Annotated in this window: 17 protein-coding genes; 10 read left to right on the forward strand and 7 right to left on the reverse strand. The window is 71.3% G+C overall.

The window, feature by feature from the left end; genetic code table 11:
* The first annotated feature begins 33 nt into the window (after positions 1 to 33).
* From ACY0PA_RS26560 to msrA, 3 genes are all read left to right on the forward strand, one after another.
* On the forward strand, positions 34 to 387 hold the full coding sequence (locus ACY0PA_RS26560; RefSeq protein ID WP_473080123.1) for a DUF1330 domain-containing protein: 354 nt from the start codon (positions 34 to 36) through the stop codon (positions 385 to 387).
* A gap of 86 nt (positions 388 to 473) precedes the next feature.
* Entirely contained in the window at positions 474 to 881 is a 408-nt protein-coding gene (locus ACY0PA_RS26565; protein ID WP_473080124.1) for a helix-turn-helix domain-containing protein, read from the forward strand.
* A gap of 359 nt (positions 882 to 1,240) precedes the next feature.
* On the forward strand, positions 1,241 to 1,753 hold the full coding sequence (msrA, locus tag ACY0PA_RS26570) for a peptide-methionine (S)-S-oxide reductase MsrA (RefSeq protein WP_356289563.1): 513 nt from the start codon (positions 1,241 to 1,243) through the stop codon (positions 1,751 to 1,753).
* 73 nt (positions 1,754 to 1,826) lie between these two features.
* Here msrA and ACY0PA_RS26575 read toward each other — a convergent pair whose 3' ends face one another.
* Positions 1,827 to 2,936 carry a hypothetical protein gene (locus tag ACY0PA_RS26575; protein WP_473080125.1) on the reverse strand — a complete coding sequence of 370 codons (1,110 nt, stop codon included), beginning with the start codon at positions 2,934 to 2,936 and terminating at the stop codon, positions 1,827 to 1,829.
* Positions 2,937 to 3,027: 91 nt separating this feature from the next.
* Here ACY0PA_RS26575 and ACY0PA_RS26580 point away from each other — a divergent pair, with 91 nt between their 5' ends.
* Positions 3,028 to 4,200 (forward strand): cystathionine gamma-synthase, encoded by a 1,173-nt coding sequence (locus tag ACY0PA_RS26580; RefSeq protein ID WP_473080126.1) that lies wholly within the window; start codon positions 3,028 to 3,030, stop codon positions 4,198 to 4,200.
* Positions 4,201 to 4,249: 49 nt separating this feature from the next.
* On the opposite strand, the gene ACY0PA_RS26585 is transcribed toward ACY0PA_RS26580, so the two are convergent.
* From ACY0PA_RS26585 to ACY0PA_RS26595, 3 genes are all read right to left on the reverse strand, one after another.
* Positions 4,250 to 4,501, reverse strand: coding sequence for a hypothetical protein (locus ACY0PA_RS26585; RefSeq protein ID WP_473080127.1), 252 nt, complete (start codon positions 4,499 to 4,501; stop codon positions 4,250 to 4,252).
* Entirely contained in the window at positions 4,498 to 4,989 is a 492-nt protein-coding gene (locus ACY0PA_RS26590; protein ID WP_473080128.1) for a sigma factor-like helix-turn-helix DNA-binding protein, read from the reverse strand. The genes ACY0PA_RS26585 and ACY0PA_RS26590 overlap by 4 nt, the downstream gene beginning before the upstream one ends.
* Before the next feature lie 106 nt (positions 4,990 to 5,095).
* Positions 5,096 to 5,596, reverse strand: coding sequence for a MarR family winged helix-turn-helix transcriptional regulator (locus ACY0PA_RS26595; protein ID WP_473086439.1), 501 nt, complete (start codon positions 5,594 to 5,596; stop codon positions 5,096 to 5,098).
* Positions 5,597 to 5,762: 166 nt separating this feature from the next.
* Here ACY0PA_RS26595 and ilvA point away from each other — a divergent pair, with 166 nt between their 5' ends.
* From ilvA to ACY0PA_RS26615, 4 genes are all read left to right on the forward strand, one after another.
* Positions 5,763 to 6,992, forward strand: coding sequence for a threonine ammonia-lyase (ilvA, locus tag ACY0PA_RS26600; RefSeq protein ID WP_473080129.1), 1,230 nt, complete (start codon positions 5,763 to 5,765; stop codon positions 6,990 to 6,992).
* 166 nt (positions 6,993 to 7,158) lie between these two features.
* The gene (locus ACY0PA_RS26605) at positions 7,159 to 8,172 is read left to right on the forward strand and encodes an ATP-binding cassette domain-containing protein (RefSeq protein WP_473080130.1); all 1,014 of its coding nucleotides are present in this window, start codon (positions 7,159 to 7,161) and stop codon (positions 8,170 to 8,172) included.
* A complete protein-coding gene (locus ACY0PA_RS26610; protein ID WP_473080131.1) occupies positions 8,169 to 8,360 on the forward strand; it encodes a hypothetical protein in 192 nt (63 codons plus the stop codon). The genes ACY0PA_RS26605 and ACY0PA_RS26610 overlap by 4 nt, the downstream gene beginning before the upstream one ends.
* Positions 8,357 to 9,208: an ABC transporter permease gene (locus tag ACY0PA_RS26615; RefSeq protein WP_473080132.1), complete on the forward strand. Its 852-nt coding sequence runs from the start codon at positions 8,357 to 8,359 to the stop codon at positions 9,206 to 9,208. Before ACY0PA_RS26610 ends, ACY0PA_RS26615 begins: the two co-directional genes overlap by 4 nt.
* 104 nt (positions 9,209 to 9,312) lie before the next feature.
* On the opposite strand, the gene greA is transcribed toward ACY0PA_RS26615, so the two are convergent.
* Together greA and ACY0PA_RS26625 are read right to left on the reverse strand one after the other, a co-directional pair.
* Positions 9,313 to 9,810, reverse strand: coding sequence for a transcription elongation factor GreA (gene greA / locus ACY0PA_RS26620; protein WP_473080133.1), 498 nt, complete (start codon positions 9,808 to 9,810; stop codon positions 9,313 to 9,315).
* A 222-nt stretch (positions 9,811 to 10,032) separates the two neighbouring features.
* Positions 10,033 to 10,437 carry a DUF4307 domain-containing protein gene (locus tag ACY0PA_RS26625; protein ID WP_473080134.1) on the reverse strand — a complete coding sequence of 135 codons (405 nt, stop codon included), beginning with the start codon at positions 10,435 to 10,437 and terminating at the stop codon, positions 10,033 to 10,035.
* Positions 10,438 to 10,610: 173 nt separating this feature from the next.
* On the opposite strand from ACY0PA_RS26625, the gene mca reads away from it, so the two are divergent.
* Together mca and ACY0PA_RS26635 are read left to right on the forward strand one after the other, a co-directional pair.
* On the forward strand, positions 10,611 to 11,471 hold the full coding sequence (mca, locus tag ACY0PA_RS26630; protein WP_473086440.1) for a mycothiol conjugate amidase Mca: 861 nt from the start codon (positions 10,611 to 10,613) through the stop codon (positions 11,469 to 11,471).
* The gene (locus ACY0PA_RS26635; RefSeq protein ID WP_473080135.1) at positions 11,464 to 11,718 is read left to right on the forward strand and encodes a hypothetical protein; all 255 of its coding nucleotides are present in this window, start codon (positions 11,464 to 11,466) and stop codon (positions 11,716 to 11,718) included. Before mca ends, ACY0PA_RS26635 begins: the two co-directional genes overlap by 8 nt.
* A 157-nt stretch (positions 11,719 to 11,875) precedes the next feature.
* On the opposite strand, the gene ACY0PA_RS26640 is transcribed toward ACY0PA_RS26635, so the two are convergent.
* Positions 11,876 to 15,079, reverse strand: coding sequence for an AAA family ATPase (locus ACY0PA_RS26640; RefSeq protein ID WP_473080136.1), 3,204 nt, complete (start codon positions 15,077 to 15,079; stop codon positions 11,876 to 11,878).
* Between the last annotated feature and the right edge of the window lie 81 nt (positions 15,080 to 15,160).

Below are 15,160 nucleotides of genomic sequence, written 5' to 3' on the forward strand. Positions count from 1 at the left end.
AGTCATCGAACCGATCCTGCTGGGGAGGACCCCATGACCGCCTACGCCATCGCCGCCCTGCGCAACACCACCGTGCCGAACGAAGAGGTCTTCGACTACATGGAGCGCATCCAGTCGACCCTCGACCCGTTCGGCGGCCGCTTCCTCGTGCACGGCGCGCAGCTGGAGGAGGTCGAGGGCTCGTGGCCGGGGGGCGTCGTCGTCATCTCGTTCCCTGACAAGGCCGCGGCCCACGGCTGGTACGACTCCGACGCCTACCAGGAGCTCATCCCGCTGCGGACGCGGAACCTGGACGGCGAGGTGATCTTCGTGGAGGGGGTTCCGGAGGGCTACGACCCGTCGAGTACGGCCGCGCGGATGCGGGCGGAGGCGGGACGGGGCGTATGAGGCGGGGCGTATGACGTGGGGGCATCGTTTTCTGCCGCGGGCAGAACGATGTGCCGCACGGCGTGCGCCGCTCCTACGCTGAACCCGTGAGCAGCCACGCGTCGAACCAGGCCCGCGTCATCCCTCTGCGCCCGGACCTGCGCCCGGACCTTCGCCCCGCCCCGGCGGAGCCCGCCGGGGCGCCGCCCAAGGAGCCACTCTGGCGCGACATCGTGGGTGATGTCCTGCGCCGCGAGCGTCTCGCCCAGGAACGCACGCTGAAGGACGTCGCCGACGCGGCCCGGATCTCCCTCCCGTACCTCTCCGAGATCGAGCGCGGCCTCAAGGAGGCGTCGTCCGAGGTCCTGGCGGCCGCGGCCCACGCCCTGGGCCTCGGCCTCGCCGACGTCCTGGCCCTCGGCCGGTCCGAACTGCTCCGCCTCGCGACTGCGCCCGCCGGCCACACCGTCCGCCGGGCCGCCCCGCGCCAGGGCGAGGTACGCCTCGCGGCCTGAGGACGCCCCCTCGGACACTCGCGTACGAGGATCCCGTTGTCAGTGGTTGCTCTTACGCTGCGAGAGCGGCTGTGACGGCCGCCGGGCGTACGGGCATCCGACGTGCGGGGACGGGTAGTTGGGGAGTGGGGGCGGGGAGCGCGATGTGGGTTGCGGTCATCGGGGTCGTCGGGGCAGTCGTGGCGGCGGCCGTCGGCGGGGTCATCGCGGCGTGGGCGACGCTGCGGGCCCTCAGCCCTCGTCCTTCGCCACGCCGATCGGGCGCGGAATCGCTGGGAACCCTCACACGTTGAGGACAGTGGCCGTGGGATGGGTGTGCGAGCCGAGTAACCGAGCTGACAGATGTTGGAGGGACCACGATGGCTGGGCAGACGCAGAGGGCCGTGCTGGCGGGTGGATGCTTCTGGGGGATGCAGGACCTGATCCGCCGGCTCCCGGGCGTGACGGCGACCCGGGTCGGATACACCGGGGGTGACGTGCCGAACGCGACGTACCGTAACCACGGAACGCACGCGGAGGGCATTGAGATCCTTTTCGACCCTGCGAAGACCGATTTCCGCGCGATCCTGGAGTTCTTCTTCCAGATCCACGACCCGAGCACGGAGAACCGTCAGGGCAACGACATCGGCGTCAGCTACCGCTCGGCGATCTACTACGTGGACGACGAGCAGAAGCGGATCGCCGAGGACACGATCGCGGACGTGGACGCCTCCGGACTGTGGCCCGGCAAGGTCGTCACCGAGGTAGAGCCGGTGGGCCCCTTCTGGGAGGCCGAACCCGAGCACCAGGACTACCTGGAGCGTTACCCGGACGGCTACACCTGCCACTTCCCGCGCCCGGGATGGCGGCTGCCGGCCCGCGCGGAGGGGTGACCGCCGACGTCGTTGCCCTGACGGAAGCCCTGCGTCGGGCGAGCGGCCCGGAATTCCGGGCCGCTCGGGGTGGTCAGTGGCGCAGCGTCGCCGGGCTCCCGCCGTTCGCCTCGTAGCCCGCGACCGCGAGCGCCCGGTACACCGCGTACTCCGCCGCCGGGTCCGAGCCCGTCGTCCACGGGAGCGCGCCGACGTGGCCGTCGACGTGGAGCAGCTGCTCCATCGCCTCGGCCCAGCGCTCGCAGCGGACCAGGAAGAACACCAGGAGGTGGCGGACGTGGGCGAGCATCGGGTCGTCCGGGCGGGCGGCCTGGACGGCGAAGAGCGCGCCGTGGATCGACTTGGTGACGACCTCGCTCTGGTAGAAGCTGCGCACCAGATTGACGTCGGGCAGGTGCTCGTAGAGTGCGAAGAGGGGGAGCGCGGCGAGGAGTGAGCCGCGCGGGGCGCGCGCGGCGGCGGCCTCGGCGAAGGAGAAGGCGAGCTCGCGCGAGCCGTGCCACTTCTCGCACCAGTACCGCAGGCCCGCCAGGTGGGCGCCCATGTGGCCCGGCGCCGTGTCGAGGATCTTGAGCCAGAGCTGCTCGAAGTCGTGCTGGGAGTACCCGAGGCCGCGGGCCACGGCGAGATGTGTGATGTGGGGGACCGGGTCGCCGGGGGCCAGGAGCGCCGCGTCCTCGCAGGCCGACCTGGCCTCCTCCAGGATGATCCGCCGCTCGTCGGCCTGCGCTTCACCGCCCGCGTTCCGCCAGGCCTGCTGGACGAGGAACTCCGCGAAAACCTGCGCCCCGCCCGCGTCCTTGGGGTCCTGGGCACGCCACGCGTGGAGCCACCCGGCACCGAGCCGCGGCGTCTGCGCGAGCTCCAGGGCGGCGGCGCCGGCGATCGCCTGCACCCGCTCCCAGCGCTGCTCGCTCTCCTTGCCCGTGCCGGCGAGGAGCTGCTTGGCGGCGGTGAAGTCCTGGTTGCGCTGGACCACCGACATCACGTTCAGCAGGTCCTGGTCGGGGCCCGGGAGCCGCACGTCCAGGTCCTCCTGGCGCATGAAGCCGTACTCCGCGGGGTCCGCCGCGTCCGGTGAACCGGGCGCGACCTGGCGTATCCCGCCGCGCCTGCGCAGCACGTACGGGCCCAGCACCGCCCCCAACATGACCACTGCCATCAGGACCCAGAGAATTCCCATGCGTACAAGCGAACCAGAAGGGTCGGACAATTGGCGAATGAGGCCCGGTAGGGCAGCCGCGCGGCCCGTGCGCGCACTACGCTCTGGCCGCATGAGCGACACGCACAACAGCCAGAACGCCCACGGCGGTCACGGGTTCGAGACCGTGGCCATTCACGCGGGCAACACGGCCGACCCCCTGACGGGCGCCGTTGTCCCCCCGATCTACCAGGTCTCCACGTACAAGCAGGACGGCGTGGGCGGGCTGCGCGGTGGCTACGAGTACAGCCGCAGCGCCAACCCGACCAGGACCGCCCTGGAGGAGAACCTCGCCGCCCTCGAAGGCGGCCGCCGCGGCCTCGCGTTCGCCTCCGGGCTCGCCGCCGAGGACTGCCTTCTCCGTACGCTGCTCAGCCCCGGCGACCACGTGGTCATCCCGAACGACGCGTACGGCGGCACGTTCCGTCTGTTCGCGAAGGTCGTCACGCGGTGGGGCGTGGAGTGGTCGGTCGCCGACACCAGCGACCCGGCCTCCGTGCGCGCGGCGCTCACGCCGAAGACCAAGGTCATCTGGGTCGAGACGCCGTCCAACCCGCTGCTCGGGATCACGGACATCGCCGCCGTCGCGCAGGTCGCGCGGGAGGCGGGGGCGCGGCTCGTCGTCGACAACACCTTCGCGAGCCCGTACCTCCAGCAGCCGCTGGCGCTCGGCGCCGACGTCGTCGTGCACTCCCTGACGAAGTACATGGGCGGTCACTCGGACGTCGTCGGCGGTGCGCTGGTCGTCGCCGACCCGGCGCTCGGCGAGGAGCTGGCGTACCACCAGAACGCGATGGGCGCCGTCGCAGGGCCGATGGACGCGTGGCTGGTGCTGCGCGGCATCAAGACGCTGCCCGTGCGCATGGACCGGCACAGTGAGAACGCGACGAAGGTCGCCGACATGCTGTCCCGGCACGCGCGCGTGACGCGTGTTCTGTACCCGGGCCTTCCGGAGCACCCTGGTCACGAGGTCGCCGCCAAGCAGATGAAGGCGTTCGGCGGCATGGTGTCGTTCCAGGTCGAGGGCGGCGAGGAGGCCGCGGTCGCGGTCTGCGACCGGGCGAAGCTGTTCACCCTGGGCGAGTCCCTGGGCGGTGTGGAGTCCCTGATCGAGCACCCGGGACGCATGACGCACGCCTCGGTCGCGGGCTCGGCGCTCGAGGTGCCCAGCGATCTCGTACGTCTCTCCGTGGGCATCGAGTCGGCCGACGACCTGCTTGCCGACCTCCAGCAGGCGCTCGGCTGACACCGAGGGCGGCCGTCGCGATGAGGTGCGCGGTCACCAGCGCGTGAGGTCACCAGCCCGTGAGGGGTGGAGTCGTCCCGGACGGCGGCTCCACCCAGGGCCTGGCCAGCAGGGCCCATACGAAGAACGCGGTCATCGCCAGGCACAGCGCGTGCCACATCAGGCGGCGCAGCACTCTCCTGCGGCGCAGGATCCGCCCGCCCCGGCGCACCGCCTCGGTGTGGATCCCGGGCGGCAGCGCTCCCTGAGCGGCCTCCAGGACCGCGCGGACCTCGCGTTCCCTGTGAGCCTGTGCGTTCATGACGGCACCTCCTCCAGGGACGGCGCGTCCTCGAGGGCCGGGGCGGGCCCGCGCGGCGGGTGCAGGACGAGCGCCATGGCGCGCGCGTGGATCACGTGTACGCGCTCCATGGGGAGCCCGAGCAGCGCGGCCACCTGCTCCTCGCCGACCCCCTCGTAGACGCGCAGCACCAGGATCAGCCGAGCCTGCGGTCCGAGGTGGCGCAGTACGCCGCCGTACCCGCGGTGCTGGTGCCAGGCCGCGCGGGCGAAGCGCAGGGCGAGTTCCTTGCGGGCGCGGTCGTAGGGGTCCTCGCCGCGCAGCCGGTCCCAGGAGGCGTACGTCTGCGCGAGCGCCGCGACGAGCAGCTTCCGCGCGCGCGGGTTGCCGTCGGCCGGCTCCGTGGTGAGCAGGGTCGCGGCATGGAGCAGCCGCCCTGCCGCGCCCGCGACGAACGACTCGAACTCCCGGGCCCGGCGGGCGTCCTGGAACGCGCGCCGTTCTCGCACCGCACCTCCAGCCGGGCCGCTCGGCGGCCGGTCGCTGGGACGGGACGGGCCCCGGCCGCGTGCGACAGGGGCCCGGTCTCATATGAGGGCAGGTGCGGGCCCGGGGTCAAGAGCCGGGAGCGGCTTCCCCCGAGGGGGCGGGCTGGCCCGCCTGCCGCGCGGACAGCGCGGTGTTGAAGCGCGTGAGGAGCGTGCAGAACTGTTCGCGCTCCTGCGGGGTCCACTCCTGCGTCAGCTCGGCCATCAGGGACTGCCTGGACGTGCGGACCTCGTCGAGCCGGGCGAGGCCGCGCGGCGACAGCTGGAGGACGACCGCGCGTCCGTCCTCCGGGTGGGACGTCCGCTTGACGAGGCCCGTGTCGACGAGCGGCGCGACCTGACGCGTCACCGTCGACGAGTCGATGCCCATGCTCGCGGCGAGCGCCTTGACGCCCATCGGGCCTTCCTTGTCCAGGCGGTTGAGCAGCAGATACGCGGCTCGGTCCATCGAGTTGCGCACCTGCCCGACCCCGCCGAGCCGGGTCTGTTCGGCACGGCGGGCGAAGACCGCCACCTCGTGCTGGAGCGTTTCGAGGAGGCCGGTGTCGCCGGCGGTCGTCATGTCCATCGTTTCCGGTGGTGTGGGCATGGCCGGGGGCTCACTTCATGCGGGGGTGGTGGGTTGGGGGACAGGGTACGCGGCCGGAAGGCGGGTCGTACCGACGCTGCGCAAACCAGTCTCGGAGCGTGGTCATACCAGGAGCCGTACGGCGTGAGCTGCGAGACTTGCCGTCATGAGCTACAGCACGGCTGACTCCTTGCCGACGGTGACCCTGGACGATGTGCGCGGCGCGCAGAAGATGCTCTCGGGGGTCGCGCGGATGACGGCGATGGAGGGCAGCCGGTATCTCTCGGGGCTGGTCGGGGCGCCGGTGCACCTCAAGTGCGAGAACCTCCAGCGGACCGGCTCCTTCAAACTGCGCGGCGCTTACGTCAGGATCGCGGGCCTGCTTCCCGAGGAGCGCGCCGCGGGCGTGGTCGCCGCGAGTGCCGGAAACCATGCGCAGGGTGTAGCGCACGCGTCTTCTCTCCTCGGCGTACGCTCCACGGTCTTCATGCCGGTCGGCGCGCCCCTGCCGAAGGTCGCGGCGACCCGTGACTACGGCGCGGAGGTGCGGCTGCACGGGCAGGTCGTCGACGAGACGCTGGCGGCGGCGCAGGAGTACGCGCGCGAGACGGGCGCCGTGTTCATCCACCCCTTCGACCACCCGGACATCATCGCCGGACAGGGCACGGTCGGCCTCGAAATCCTGGAGCAGTGCCCCGAGGTGCGCACGATCGTCGTGGGCATCGGGGGCGGCGGGCTCGCCGCGGGCGTCGCGGTGGCGGTCAAGGCGGTGCGCCCCGATGTGAAGGTGATCGGCGTGCAGGCGGCGGGCGCGGCGGCGTACCCGCCCTCACTGGAGGCCGGGCGGCCGGTGTCGATCCCGTATCCGGCGACGATGGCCGACGGCATCAAGGTGGGGCGACCCGGTGACGTGCCGTTCCAGCTGGTCCAGGAGCTGGTCGACGAGGTCCGTACGGTCTCCGAGGACGAGCTGTCGAGCGCGCTGCTGCTCTGCCTGGAGCGGGCCAAGCTGGTCGTCGAACCGGCCGGGGCGAGCCCGGTCGCGGCGCTCCTGAGCGACCCGCACTCCTTCGAGGGCCCGGTCGTGGCGCTGTTGTCGGGCGGCAACGTCGACCCGCTCCTGATGCAGCGGATCCTGCGCCACGGCATGGCCGCCGCCGGCCGTTATCTGTCGTTCCGGCTGCGTCTGACGGACCGGCCGGGCGCCCTGGCCACGCTGCTCGGGGTGCTGTCGGGCGTCGACGCCAACGTCCTCGACGTGGGCCATGTGCGGACGGATCCGCGGCTGGGCCTTACGGAGGCGGAGGTCGAGCTGCACCTGGAGACGAAGGGGCCGGTGCACTGCGCCGAGGTGGGCGCGGCGCTGCGGGACGCGGGTTACCTCGTCATCGACTGACCGGCGGAGCCGGGAGATTACGGAAAACCAGTTGATGAGACGCGATGTATCGCGATACCTTGTGGTGCATGTCACCAATCCGTCGGGCGTGCCCAGACGGACCTACCTAAGCTTTCCTGAGCAAGGCAACCGAACAGGTCACCCACAACCCATGGGGGGAAGCCACATGCCAGGCGCCATCTACGCCGAAGGTCTGGTGAAGACCTTCGGCGACGTCAGGGCTCTGGACGGCGTCGATCTCGATGTCCCGGAGGGCACGGTCCTCGGCCTGCTCGGTCCGAACGGGGCGGGGAAGACCACTGCCGTGCGCTGTCTGACGACGCTGCTCACACCGGACAGCGGCAAGGCCGTCGTCGCGGGCATCGACGTTCTCAAGCATCCGAACGAGGTGCGGCGCTCGATCGGACTCTCCGGCCAGTTCGCCGCGGTCGACGAGTATCTGACGGGTCGTGAAAACCTGCAAATGGTCGGCCAGTTGTACCAGATGAAGGCCAAGGAGGCGAAGGCGCGCGCGTCCGAGCTGCTCGAGCGGTTCAACCTCGCCGACGCCGCCGACCGGACCTCGAAGACGTACTCCGGAGGCATGCGCCGCCGACTCGACCTGGCCGCCGCACTCGTCGTCTCACCGCCCGTGATGTTCATGGACGAGCCGACGACGGGACTCGACCCGCGCAACAGGCTGCAGCTGTGGGAGGTCATCCAGGAGCTGGTCGCCGGCGGCACGACACTGCTGCTCACCACCCAGTACCTCGAAGAGGCCGACCACCTGGCGCACGACATCTGCGTGATCGACCACGGCCGCGTCATCGCGCGCGGCACGTCCGACCAGCTCAAGGCCCAGACCGGCGGCGAGCGGGTCGAGCTCGTGGTCCACGAGCGGGAGCACATGACACCCGCCGCCGAGGTCCTCGCCGGGTTCGGCAAGGGCGAGACCACCGTCGAGCAGCACACCCGCAAGCTCACCGTCCCCGTCTCCGGCGGCGCCAAGCTCCTCGCCGAGGTCATCAGGGAGCTGGACACCCGCGGCATCGAGATCGACGACATCGGTCTGCGCCGGCCCACGCTCGACGACGTCTTCATCTCCCTGACCGGCCACGTGGCCGAGGAGAAGGAGGACGAGAACGGCTCGGGGGCAGGCGCCGCCAGGCAGTCCCAGCGGAAGCAGGAGGCCGTCAAGTGAGTGCCGTCACCCAGACCCTCGCCCCCCGCCCCGCGGGCGGCCCCGTGCAGTCCGCCAGGGACTCCCTCGTCGTCGCCAAGCGCAAGCTGATCCGGATGACGCGGATCCCGGATCGTGTTCGCCCGTCTCGGCTAGATTCCACCTCGGGCATCCGGCGGTCCAACGCCGGGAAGGAGCAGGCGAAGTGAGCGCTGTATCTGACACTCGACCGCTCCTGGCGCCTCGCCCTAACGGCGGCATCGGCCAGTCGGTCAGGGATTCGCTGGTCGTGGCACGCAGGAACCTGATCCGCATGACCAGGATTCCCGAGGTCGTCATCTTCGGGCTGATCCAGCCGATCATGTTCGTGGTGCTGTTCAGCTACGTGTTCGGCGGCTCGATGAACATCGGGGGTACCACCGACCCCGCGGTCTACCGCGAGTTCCTGATGGCCGGCATCTTCGCCCAGACCGTCACGTTCGCCACGGCGGGCGCCGGCGCGGGCATCGCCGACGACATGCACAAGGGCCTCATCGACCGCTTCAGGTCGCTGCCGATGTCCCGTGGCGCCGTCCTCACCGGACGCACCCTCGCGGACCTCGTGCAGACGGCCCTGACCCTGCTCGTCCTCGCGACCGTCGCGCTCCTGGTGGGCTGGCGCATCCACGAGGGCGTCCCGAAGGCCCTCGGCGCCTTCGGCCTGCTGCTCCTCCTCGGATACGCGTTCACGTGGATCGGCGCCCTCATCGGCCTGTCCGTACGCACCCCCGAGGCGGCCACGTCGGGCGGGCTGGTCTGGCTCTTCCCGGTGACGTTCATCTCGAACGCGTTCGTGGACTCCAGCCAGATGACGCCCTGGCTGCGCCACATCGCCGACTGGAACCCGTTCAGCGCCACGGTGCAGGCCTGCCGCGAACTGTTCGGCAACCCGGGCGTCGCCGACTCCCCCGCCTGGCCCATGCAGCACCCCGTGTGGGCCTCGCTGCTCTGGTCCGTCGTGATCATCGTCGTCTTCCGGACGCTCTCGGTCCGCAAGTACCGCAACGCGACGGCCTGACGGCCACGACTGACGGCTACGGCCCCGAGCGCGACCACGCGAAGGCCCCCGGCGCACGCGCCGGGGGCCTTCGCCATACGGTCGGTTAGCCGTTGTACGGCTTCTCAGCCGTTGTAGGGCTTCGCCGCGAGGATCTTCACCGAGGCGAGCTTGCCGTTCGGCAGCTCGTACTGGGCGTCCTCGCCGATCTTCTTGCCGTTCACACCGGAGCCCAGCGGGGACTGCGGCGAGTACGTCTCGATGTCGGCGCTCGCGTACTCACGCGAGGCGAGCAGGAACGTCATGGTGTCGTCCTCGTCGCCGTCGAAGGCGATCGTGACGACCATGCCGGGGGCGGCGACGCCGTCCGCGGCAGGCGCCTCGCCGACCTTGGCCTTCTCCAGGAGCTGGGTCAGCTGGCGGATGCGGAGCTCTTGCTTGCCCTGCTCCTCCTTGGCCGCGTGGTACCCGCCGTTCTCGCGCAGGTCGCCCTCCTCGCGTGCTGCCGCGATCTTCACGGTGATCTCGGCGCGCGCGGGACCAGACAGGTACTCCAGCTCGTCCTTGAGCTTGGTGTACGCCTCCTGCGTGAGCCAGGTGACGTCTTCGCTGGTCTGGGTCACAGGTGCTCCTCGTAGGTACCGGGAATACAAAGCATCGCCCTACCCAGAAGCATGTGCCTTCACGGGTGGGCGAAACCACAAGCCTAACAATTCAGGTGCCGAAGGGGGAGGACATATGCCATCAAGAATTCGTCACCGCAGGTCAGGCGCCGAAAACCGTACGGCCGCAGTACGGCCGAACGTACGGCCGCCGTGCGGTCACCCCGCGTGGCAGCCGTGCGGTCACCCCGCGTGGCAGCCGAGCAGCTCCGCGCTGGTGCCGCGGGCCGTGGTGCGCAGCGTCACGACCTTGTCGATCCGGCTCTCGCGCTGGTCGAAGCGGAAGTCCGCGCGGCCCACCTCGGCGCCGTCGGCGGACTGCGACCGGAGGGTGCAGTAACCCTTGGCGTCGCTGTCCTTACGGACCTCGAGGTGCACCTTGACCGCCGCGTCGGACGCCTTGAAGGTGATGACCTCGGCGCTGATCTTCGTACCGAAGACGTAGTGGTAGCCGAACCAGCCGATCAGGACGACGAGCAGGGCGCCGAGCGCGGCGCCGACGATCTTCAGGGTGCGGTCCGCTCGTTCGTCGGCGGAGCGGGAGCGGCCGTAGCGGCCGTCCGGGAGCTGCTCACTCACCGCACTCATGATCGTTCCTCTCGCGCGGGGCGGGTCGAGGACCGGCCCCGGACAGACTGCCGGAATTTTCCGCCCCCCGGTTCCGTCACTATAGAAGCCGCCCAATGCGCTGTATGACCGAGGGCGCCTTATTCACCGAGTCATTCACTGAGGATCTTGTCTTGACTGAGCAGCTGCGACTGATGGCCGTTCACGCCCACCCCGACGACGAGTCGTCGAAGGGCGCGGCCACCATGGCCAAGTACGTGTCCGAGGGGGTGGCCGTCCTTGTCGTGACCTGCACGGGCGGGGAACGCGGCTCCATCCTCAACCCGAAGCTTCAGGGGGACGCGTACATCGAGGAGCACATCCACGAGGTACGCAAGAAGGAGATGGACGAGGCGCGCGAGATCCTGGGCGTCGACCAGGAGTGGCTGGGCTTCGTCGACTCGGGCCTGCCCGAGGGCGACCCGCTGCCGCCGCTGCCCGAGGGATGCTTCGCGCTCGAGGACGTCGACAAGGCGGCGGGGGAGCTGGTCAGGCAGATCCGCTCGTTCCGTCCGCAGGTCGTCACGACGTACGACGAGAACGGGGGCTACCCGCACCCCGACCACATCATGACCCACAAGATCTCGATGGTGGCTTTCGAGGGCGCTGCGGACACCGAGAAGTACCCGGAGTCCGAGTACGGCGCGGCCTACCAGCCGCAGAAGCTCTACTACAACCAGGGCTTCAACCGGCCGCGCACCGAGGCGCTGCACCAGGCGATGCTCGACCGCGGCCTGGAGTCGCCCTACGCGGAGTGGCTCAAGCGGTGGGACGAGTTCGAGCGGGTCGAGCGGACGCTGACGACGCACATTCCGTGCGCCGACTTCTATGAGATCCGCGACAAGGCGCTGATCGCGCACGCCACGCAGATCGACCCCGACGGCGGCTGGTTCCGCGTCCCGATGGAGCTCCAGCGGGCGGTGTGGCCGACCGAGGAGTACGAGCTCGCGAAGTCTCTCGTCGATACCTCCCTCCCCGAGGACGACCTCTTTGCGGGCATCCGCGACAATGCCTGACATGAGCGCAAGCGCAAGCCTGGCAATGACGCATCTCGTCCCCCTCGCCAAGGAGGTCGACGAGAACAAGGTGACCCCGGGCGTCCTCGGTTTCATCGTCTTCGCGGTGATGGCCGTCGCCGTCTGGGGCCTGATGAAGTCGATGAACCGCCACATGGGCAAGGTCGACTTCAAGGAGAAGACGGACGCCGCCGCGGACCCCGCGACTGGCTCCGCCGGCTCCCCGGCCTCGCCCGCCAAGGGCTGACGGCCTACTGAACGGAACGCGCTCGGCACGGCAGTGAGCCGCGCCGAGCGGTTTCGCGCTGCGCCGGTACGCTGACGCGCCCGCAGCACCCTCGCGTCACGCGGCGCTCCACGCCGAGCAGGCTCGCGTCACGCACCGCCCCGCAGTGCCGTGCCCCTCAGCGCCCCGCTCCCACCTCCACGCCCATCACGTCGCGGGTGTGGCGCTTGGGGACCATGCCGAGGCGCCAGGCCTGCCAGCCTGCCTCCAGGTCCGCGCCGCGTTCCAGGAGGAGCTGGTAGGCCTCCACGTAGTCGTCGAGCTTGGCGTCCCGGCCGGCGTGGGTGGCGCGGGCGAGCTGGGACAGCTCTTCCTGCGCCACGGCCGTGCCGATCTCCGAGCCGCCCGGGGACGCGTACGGCAGCAGCGTGCACCGCAGGAAGATCGCCCAGTCCTCGCCGCGGCGGTCGCCGTACGACGCGAACAGCGCCGCCGCCTCCTCGCACAGGGCCAGGGCCTGGGCCGCGCGCCCGTTGCCCGCGTCCACCACCGCCAGTTCCAGGCACGTCCACCCCTCGCCGTGCGCGACGCCGATGCGCTGGAAGTCGGCGCGGGCGTCGACCAGGAGCTGGCGCGCGAACCCGGAGTTGCGCAGCGAGCCCGTCTGCGCGGCGCGCTGGTCACGCGTGACCCGGGCCGAGTGGTGGCGGGCGCAGGCGAGCCCGTACACGTCGCGCATCCGCGAGAACATCGTGCGGGAGCGCTCCAGCTCGCGTACCGCCTGGTCGAGGTTGCCGCTCTCCTCCAGGGCCTGGCCCAGGTAGTAGAGCGTCCAGGCCTCGCCGCGCGCGTCCTCGTTGTCGCGGTGGCGCGAGGCGGCCTGGCGCAGTCCGTCGACGGCCGCCGACGCATCGCCGTCCACCAGGCGCACCCGTGCCAGCTGCGTGAGCGCCCACGCCTCGCCGCGGCTGTCGCGCGTACGGCTGTACAGGTCGAGGGCGGCGCGCAGTTCACCCTCCGCGCCCGGCATGTCGCCCATCCGCAGGCACAGCTGCCCCAGCTGGAAGTGCGCCCACGCCTCGCCGTGCACGGACTCGTTCTCGCGGTGCAGGGCCAGCGCCGAGGTCAGCAGATCGAGCGCCTCTTGTACGTGGGCCCGGTCGCGCTGCACCGCGGCGAGCGCATGCAGCGTCCAGCCCCGGTCGCCCGCCGTCTCCTCCGTGATCTGGAGGTCGAGGGCCTCGCGGAGCTTCGCCGCCGCCTCCTTGAGCTGGCCCTGGTGGTGCAGCGTGATGCCCAGCGAACACAGGGCGCGGGCCGCGCCCGCGTTGTGGTGCGCCTCGAAGTAGAGGTCCACCACGGACGCCAGCGTCGTACGCGCCTTGTCGAGCTCGCCGAGCTGGCGCGCCGCGATACCCGTGCGCCACTGGACCGAGCGCATGAGAAGCCCCTGGTCGACGGCCTGGGTGAGCTCGCTGATCTCGCCGAGTCGGTAGAGGTCGCCGCGCAGCAGGCAGTAGTCGCACAGGGCGCCGAGCAGATTGAGTACGGCCGCCTGGTCGACGCCCTCCGCGCCACGCAGCGTCGCCGTGATGAAGCTGGACTCGTCGTCGAGCCAGCGCAGCGCGGCGTCCAGCGAGGTGAAGCCGTGCGGGCCGACCTGGCCGGCGCGCGTCGACATCTTGCCGTCGACGAGCCGGATCACCGAGTCCGCGAGCTCCGCGTAGCTCTGGATGAGGCGTTCCTGAGCGGCCGTCCGCTCGGCCGGTTCCTCCTCGTCGAGGAGGCGGGCCTGCGCGAAGGAGCGGACGAGGTCGTGCAGCCGGTACCGGCTTCCCCGCACGTGGTCGATCAGCCCGGCGCGTGACAGCGCCGTCAGATGGCGGGAGGCCTCCGACTCGTCCGTCGCGAGGAGTGCGGCCGCCGCGGCCGCACCGAGCGAGGCCCGCCCGGCCAGCGCGAGCCGCCGCAGCAGCCGTCGGGACGCCTCCGGCTGGTCGGTGTAGCGCAGCCACAGCACCCGCTCGACCGGCTCCACGGGCCCGTACGCGCCCAGGTCGGACGCCAGTGCGCGCGTCGTACGCGGCCCGATCGCGGAGCCCGCGATGCGCAGCGCCAGCGGCAGGCCACCGCACAGCTCCCTTACTGTGTCCGATGATTCGGAGTCATAGGGCCCCGAGTCGTCCTCCGCGGACTCGCGCAGCAGCTCCTCCGAGCCCGCCGCGTCCAGCGCGTCCACCGGCACCTGGTGCACCCACGCCGGGACGTCCGCCGGCAGGTCGAGCGGCTTGCGCGCCGTCACCAGGACGAGGCTGTCGGACCGCTCGGGGATCAGCGTGCGCACCTGCTCCGCGTCGTTCGCGTCGTCCAGGACGATCGTGACCGCAAGCCCCGTCAGATGCTGGTGGTACAGCTCGCTCAGGCGCCGCTCCTGCTGGTCCTGCGAGGAACGCTCCCGGAAGAGCAGCTGCTCGCGCGGCGCGCCGAGCCGGTTCAGCAGATGGAGCAGCGCGTCCCGGGTCGACAGCGGGGCCTCGGGCGCGTCACCCCGCAGGTCCACGACGCACGCGCCGCGGAACTGGTCGCGCAGCTCGTGCGCCGCCCGCACCGCGAGCGTCGTGCGGCCGGAGCCGGGCGCGCCGTGCAGCACGACGACGGTGGGCCGGGTCTCGGTGCTCGCGCGCGCCGCGTGTACCCACTGGGCGATGCGCTGCATCTGCGCCCTGCGGCCCGCGAACGGGCCGTCCGGCTCCGGGAGTTGGCCGAACGACTGCTCCAGTACGTTGCGCCGCCTGGCCGCCGCGCTTTTGTCGGTACGGCGCAACTGCGGCGTCGGCTTCTTCGCGCCGGTCCCCGCGGTCGCGGCGAGGACGCGCTGCTGATCGAGGAACGGCCGGATCCCCCGCACGTCGAGCGCCGTCAGCCACTGCAGTCTCAGCTGTTCGGGTCCGCCCGGCTGGCTCCTCGCCCCGGCGCGGCGGCTCGCGGCGGGCACATGAGAGGCCGTCACCTTCGCGACGGTCGTGGCGGCGCCCAGTACGGCGACGGCCGCGCCCGCGCCGACCGCGGTCCCCGCGCCCGTACCGAGCAGCAGGTCGGCCAGGCAGGCCCCGACCGCGGCAACGGCCGTGACCAGCAGGGGAGTAGATCCCCGCTCCTGGGTGAAGCGCTGCCCGAACGACATCTGCCCGGCCTCGGCCTCGTCCAGGGCGTGTGTGAACTGCGTGTACTCCTCGGCCGCGGTCTCCGCCATGGCGTCGAGCGCACCGCGCGCACGGGACAGCAGTACCCCGCCGTCCGTACGCCCGCCCGAACGCCGTACTTCCTCCTCCACGGCCCGGGCCAACAGCCCCTCGGCTTCCGCCCGATGGCTGTCTCGCATCTCAGGTCCCCCTCCGGCGGCAACGGTTCCGCGTCAAGTGTGCTGCGTATGGGGTCGCGGCGCGAGAGGCCGGGGATCAAA

Source organism: Streptomyces sp. DS1-CR2 (assembly GCF_055760475.1).

Coding starts and splice junctions, on each gene's coding strand:
- ACY0PA_RS26580 (WP_473080126.1), top strand. CDS start 3,028: ATGAGCGACACGCACAACAGCCAGAACGCCCACGGCGGTCACGGGTTC.
- ACY0PA_RS26575 (WP_473080125.1), bottom strand. CDS start 2,936: ATGGGAATTCTCTGGGTCCTGATGGCAGTGGTCATGTTGGGGGCGGTG.
- ACY0PA_RS26595 (WP_473086439.1), bottom strand. CDS start 5,596: ATGGACATGACGACCGCCGGCGACACCGGCCTCCTCGAAACGCTCCAG.
- ACY0PA_RS26560 (WP_473080123.1), top strand. CDS start 34: ATGACCGCCTACGCCATCGCCGCCCTGCGCAACACCACCGTGCCGAAC.
- msrA (WP_356289563.1), top strand. CDS start 1,241: ATGGCTGGGCAGACGCAGAGGGCCGTGCTGGCGGGTGGATGCTTCTGG.
- ACY0PA_RS26640 (WP_473080136.1), bottom strand. CDS start 15,079: ATGCGAGACAGCCATCGGGCGGAAGCCGAGGGGCTGTTGGCCCGGGCC.
- ilvA (WP_473080129.1), top strand. CDS start 5,763: ATGAGCTACAGCACGGCTGACTCCTTGCCGACGGTGACCCTGGACGAT.
- ACY0PA_RS26585 (WP_473080127.1), bottom strand. CDS start 4,501: ATGAACGCACAGGCTCACAGGGAACGCGAGGTCCGCGCGGTCCTGGAG.
- ACY0PA_RS26605 (WP_473080130.1), top strand. CDS start 7,159: ATGCCAGGCGCCATCTACGCCGAAGGTCTGGTGAAGACCTTCGGCGAC.
- mca (WP_473086440.1), top strand. CDS start 10,611: ATGGCCGTTCACGCCCACCCCGACGACGAGTCGTCGAAGGGCGCGGCC.
- ACY0PA_RS26625 (WP_473080134.1), bottom strand. CDS start 10,437: ATGAGTGCGGTGAGTGAGCAGCTCCCGGACGGCCGCTACGGCCGCTCC.
- ACY0PA_RS26635 (WP_473080135.1), top strand. CDS start 11,464: ATGCCTGACATGAGCGCAAGCGCAAGCCTGGCAATGACGCATCTCGTC.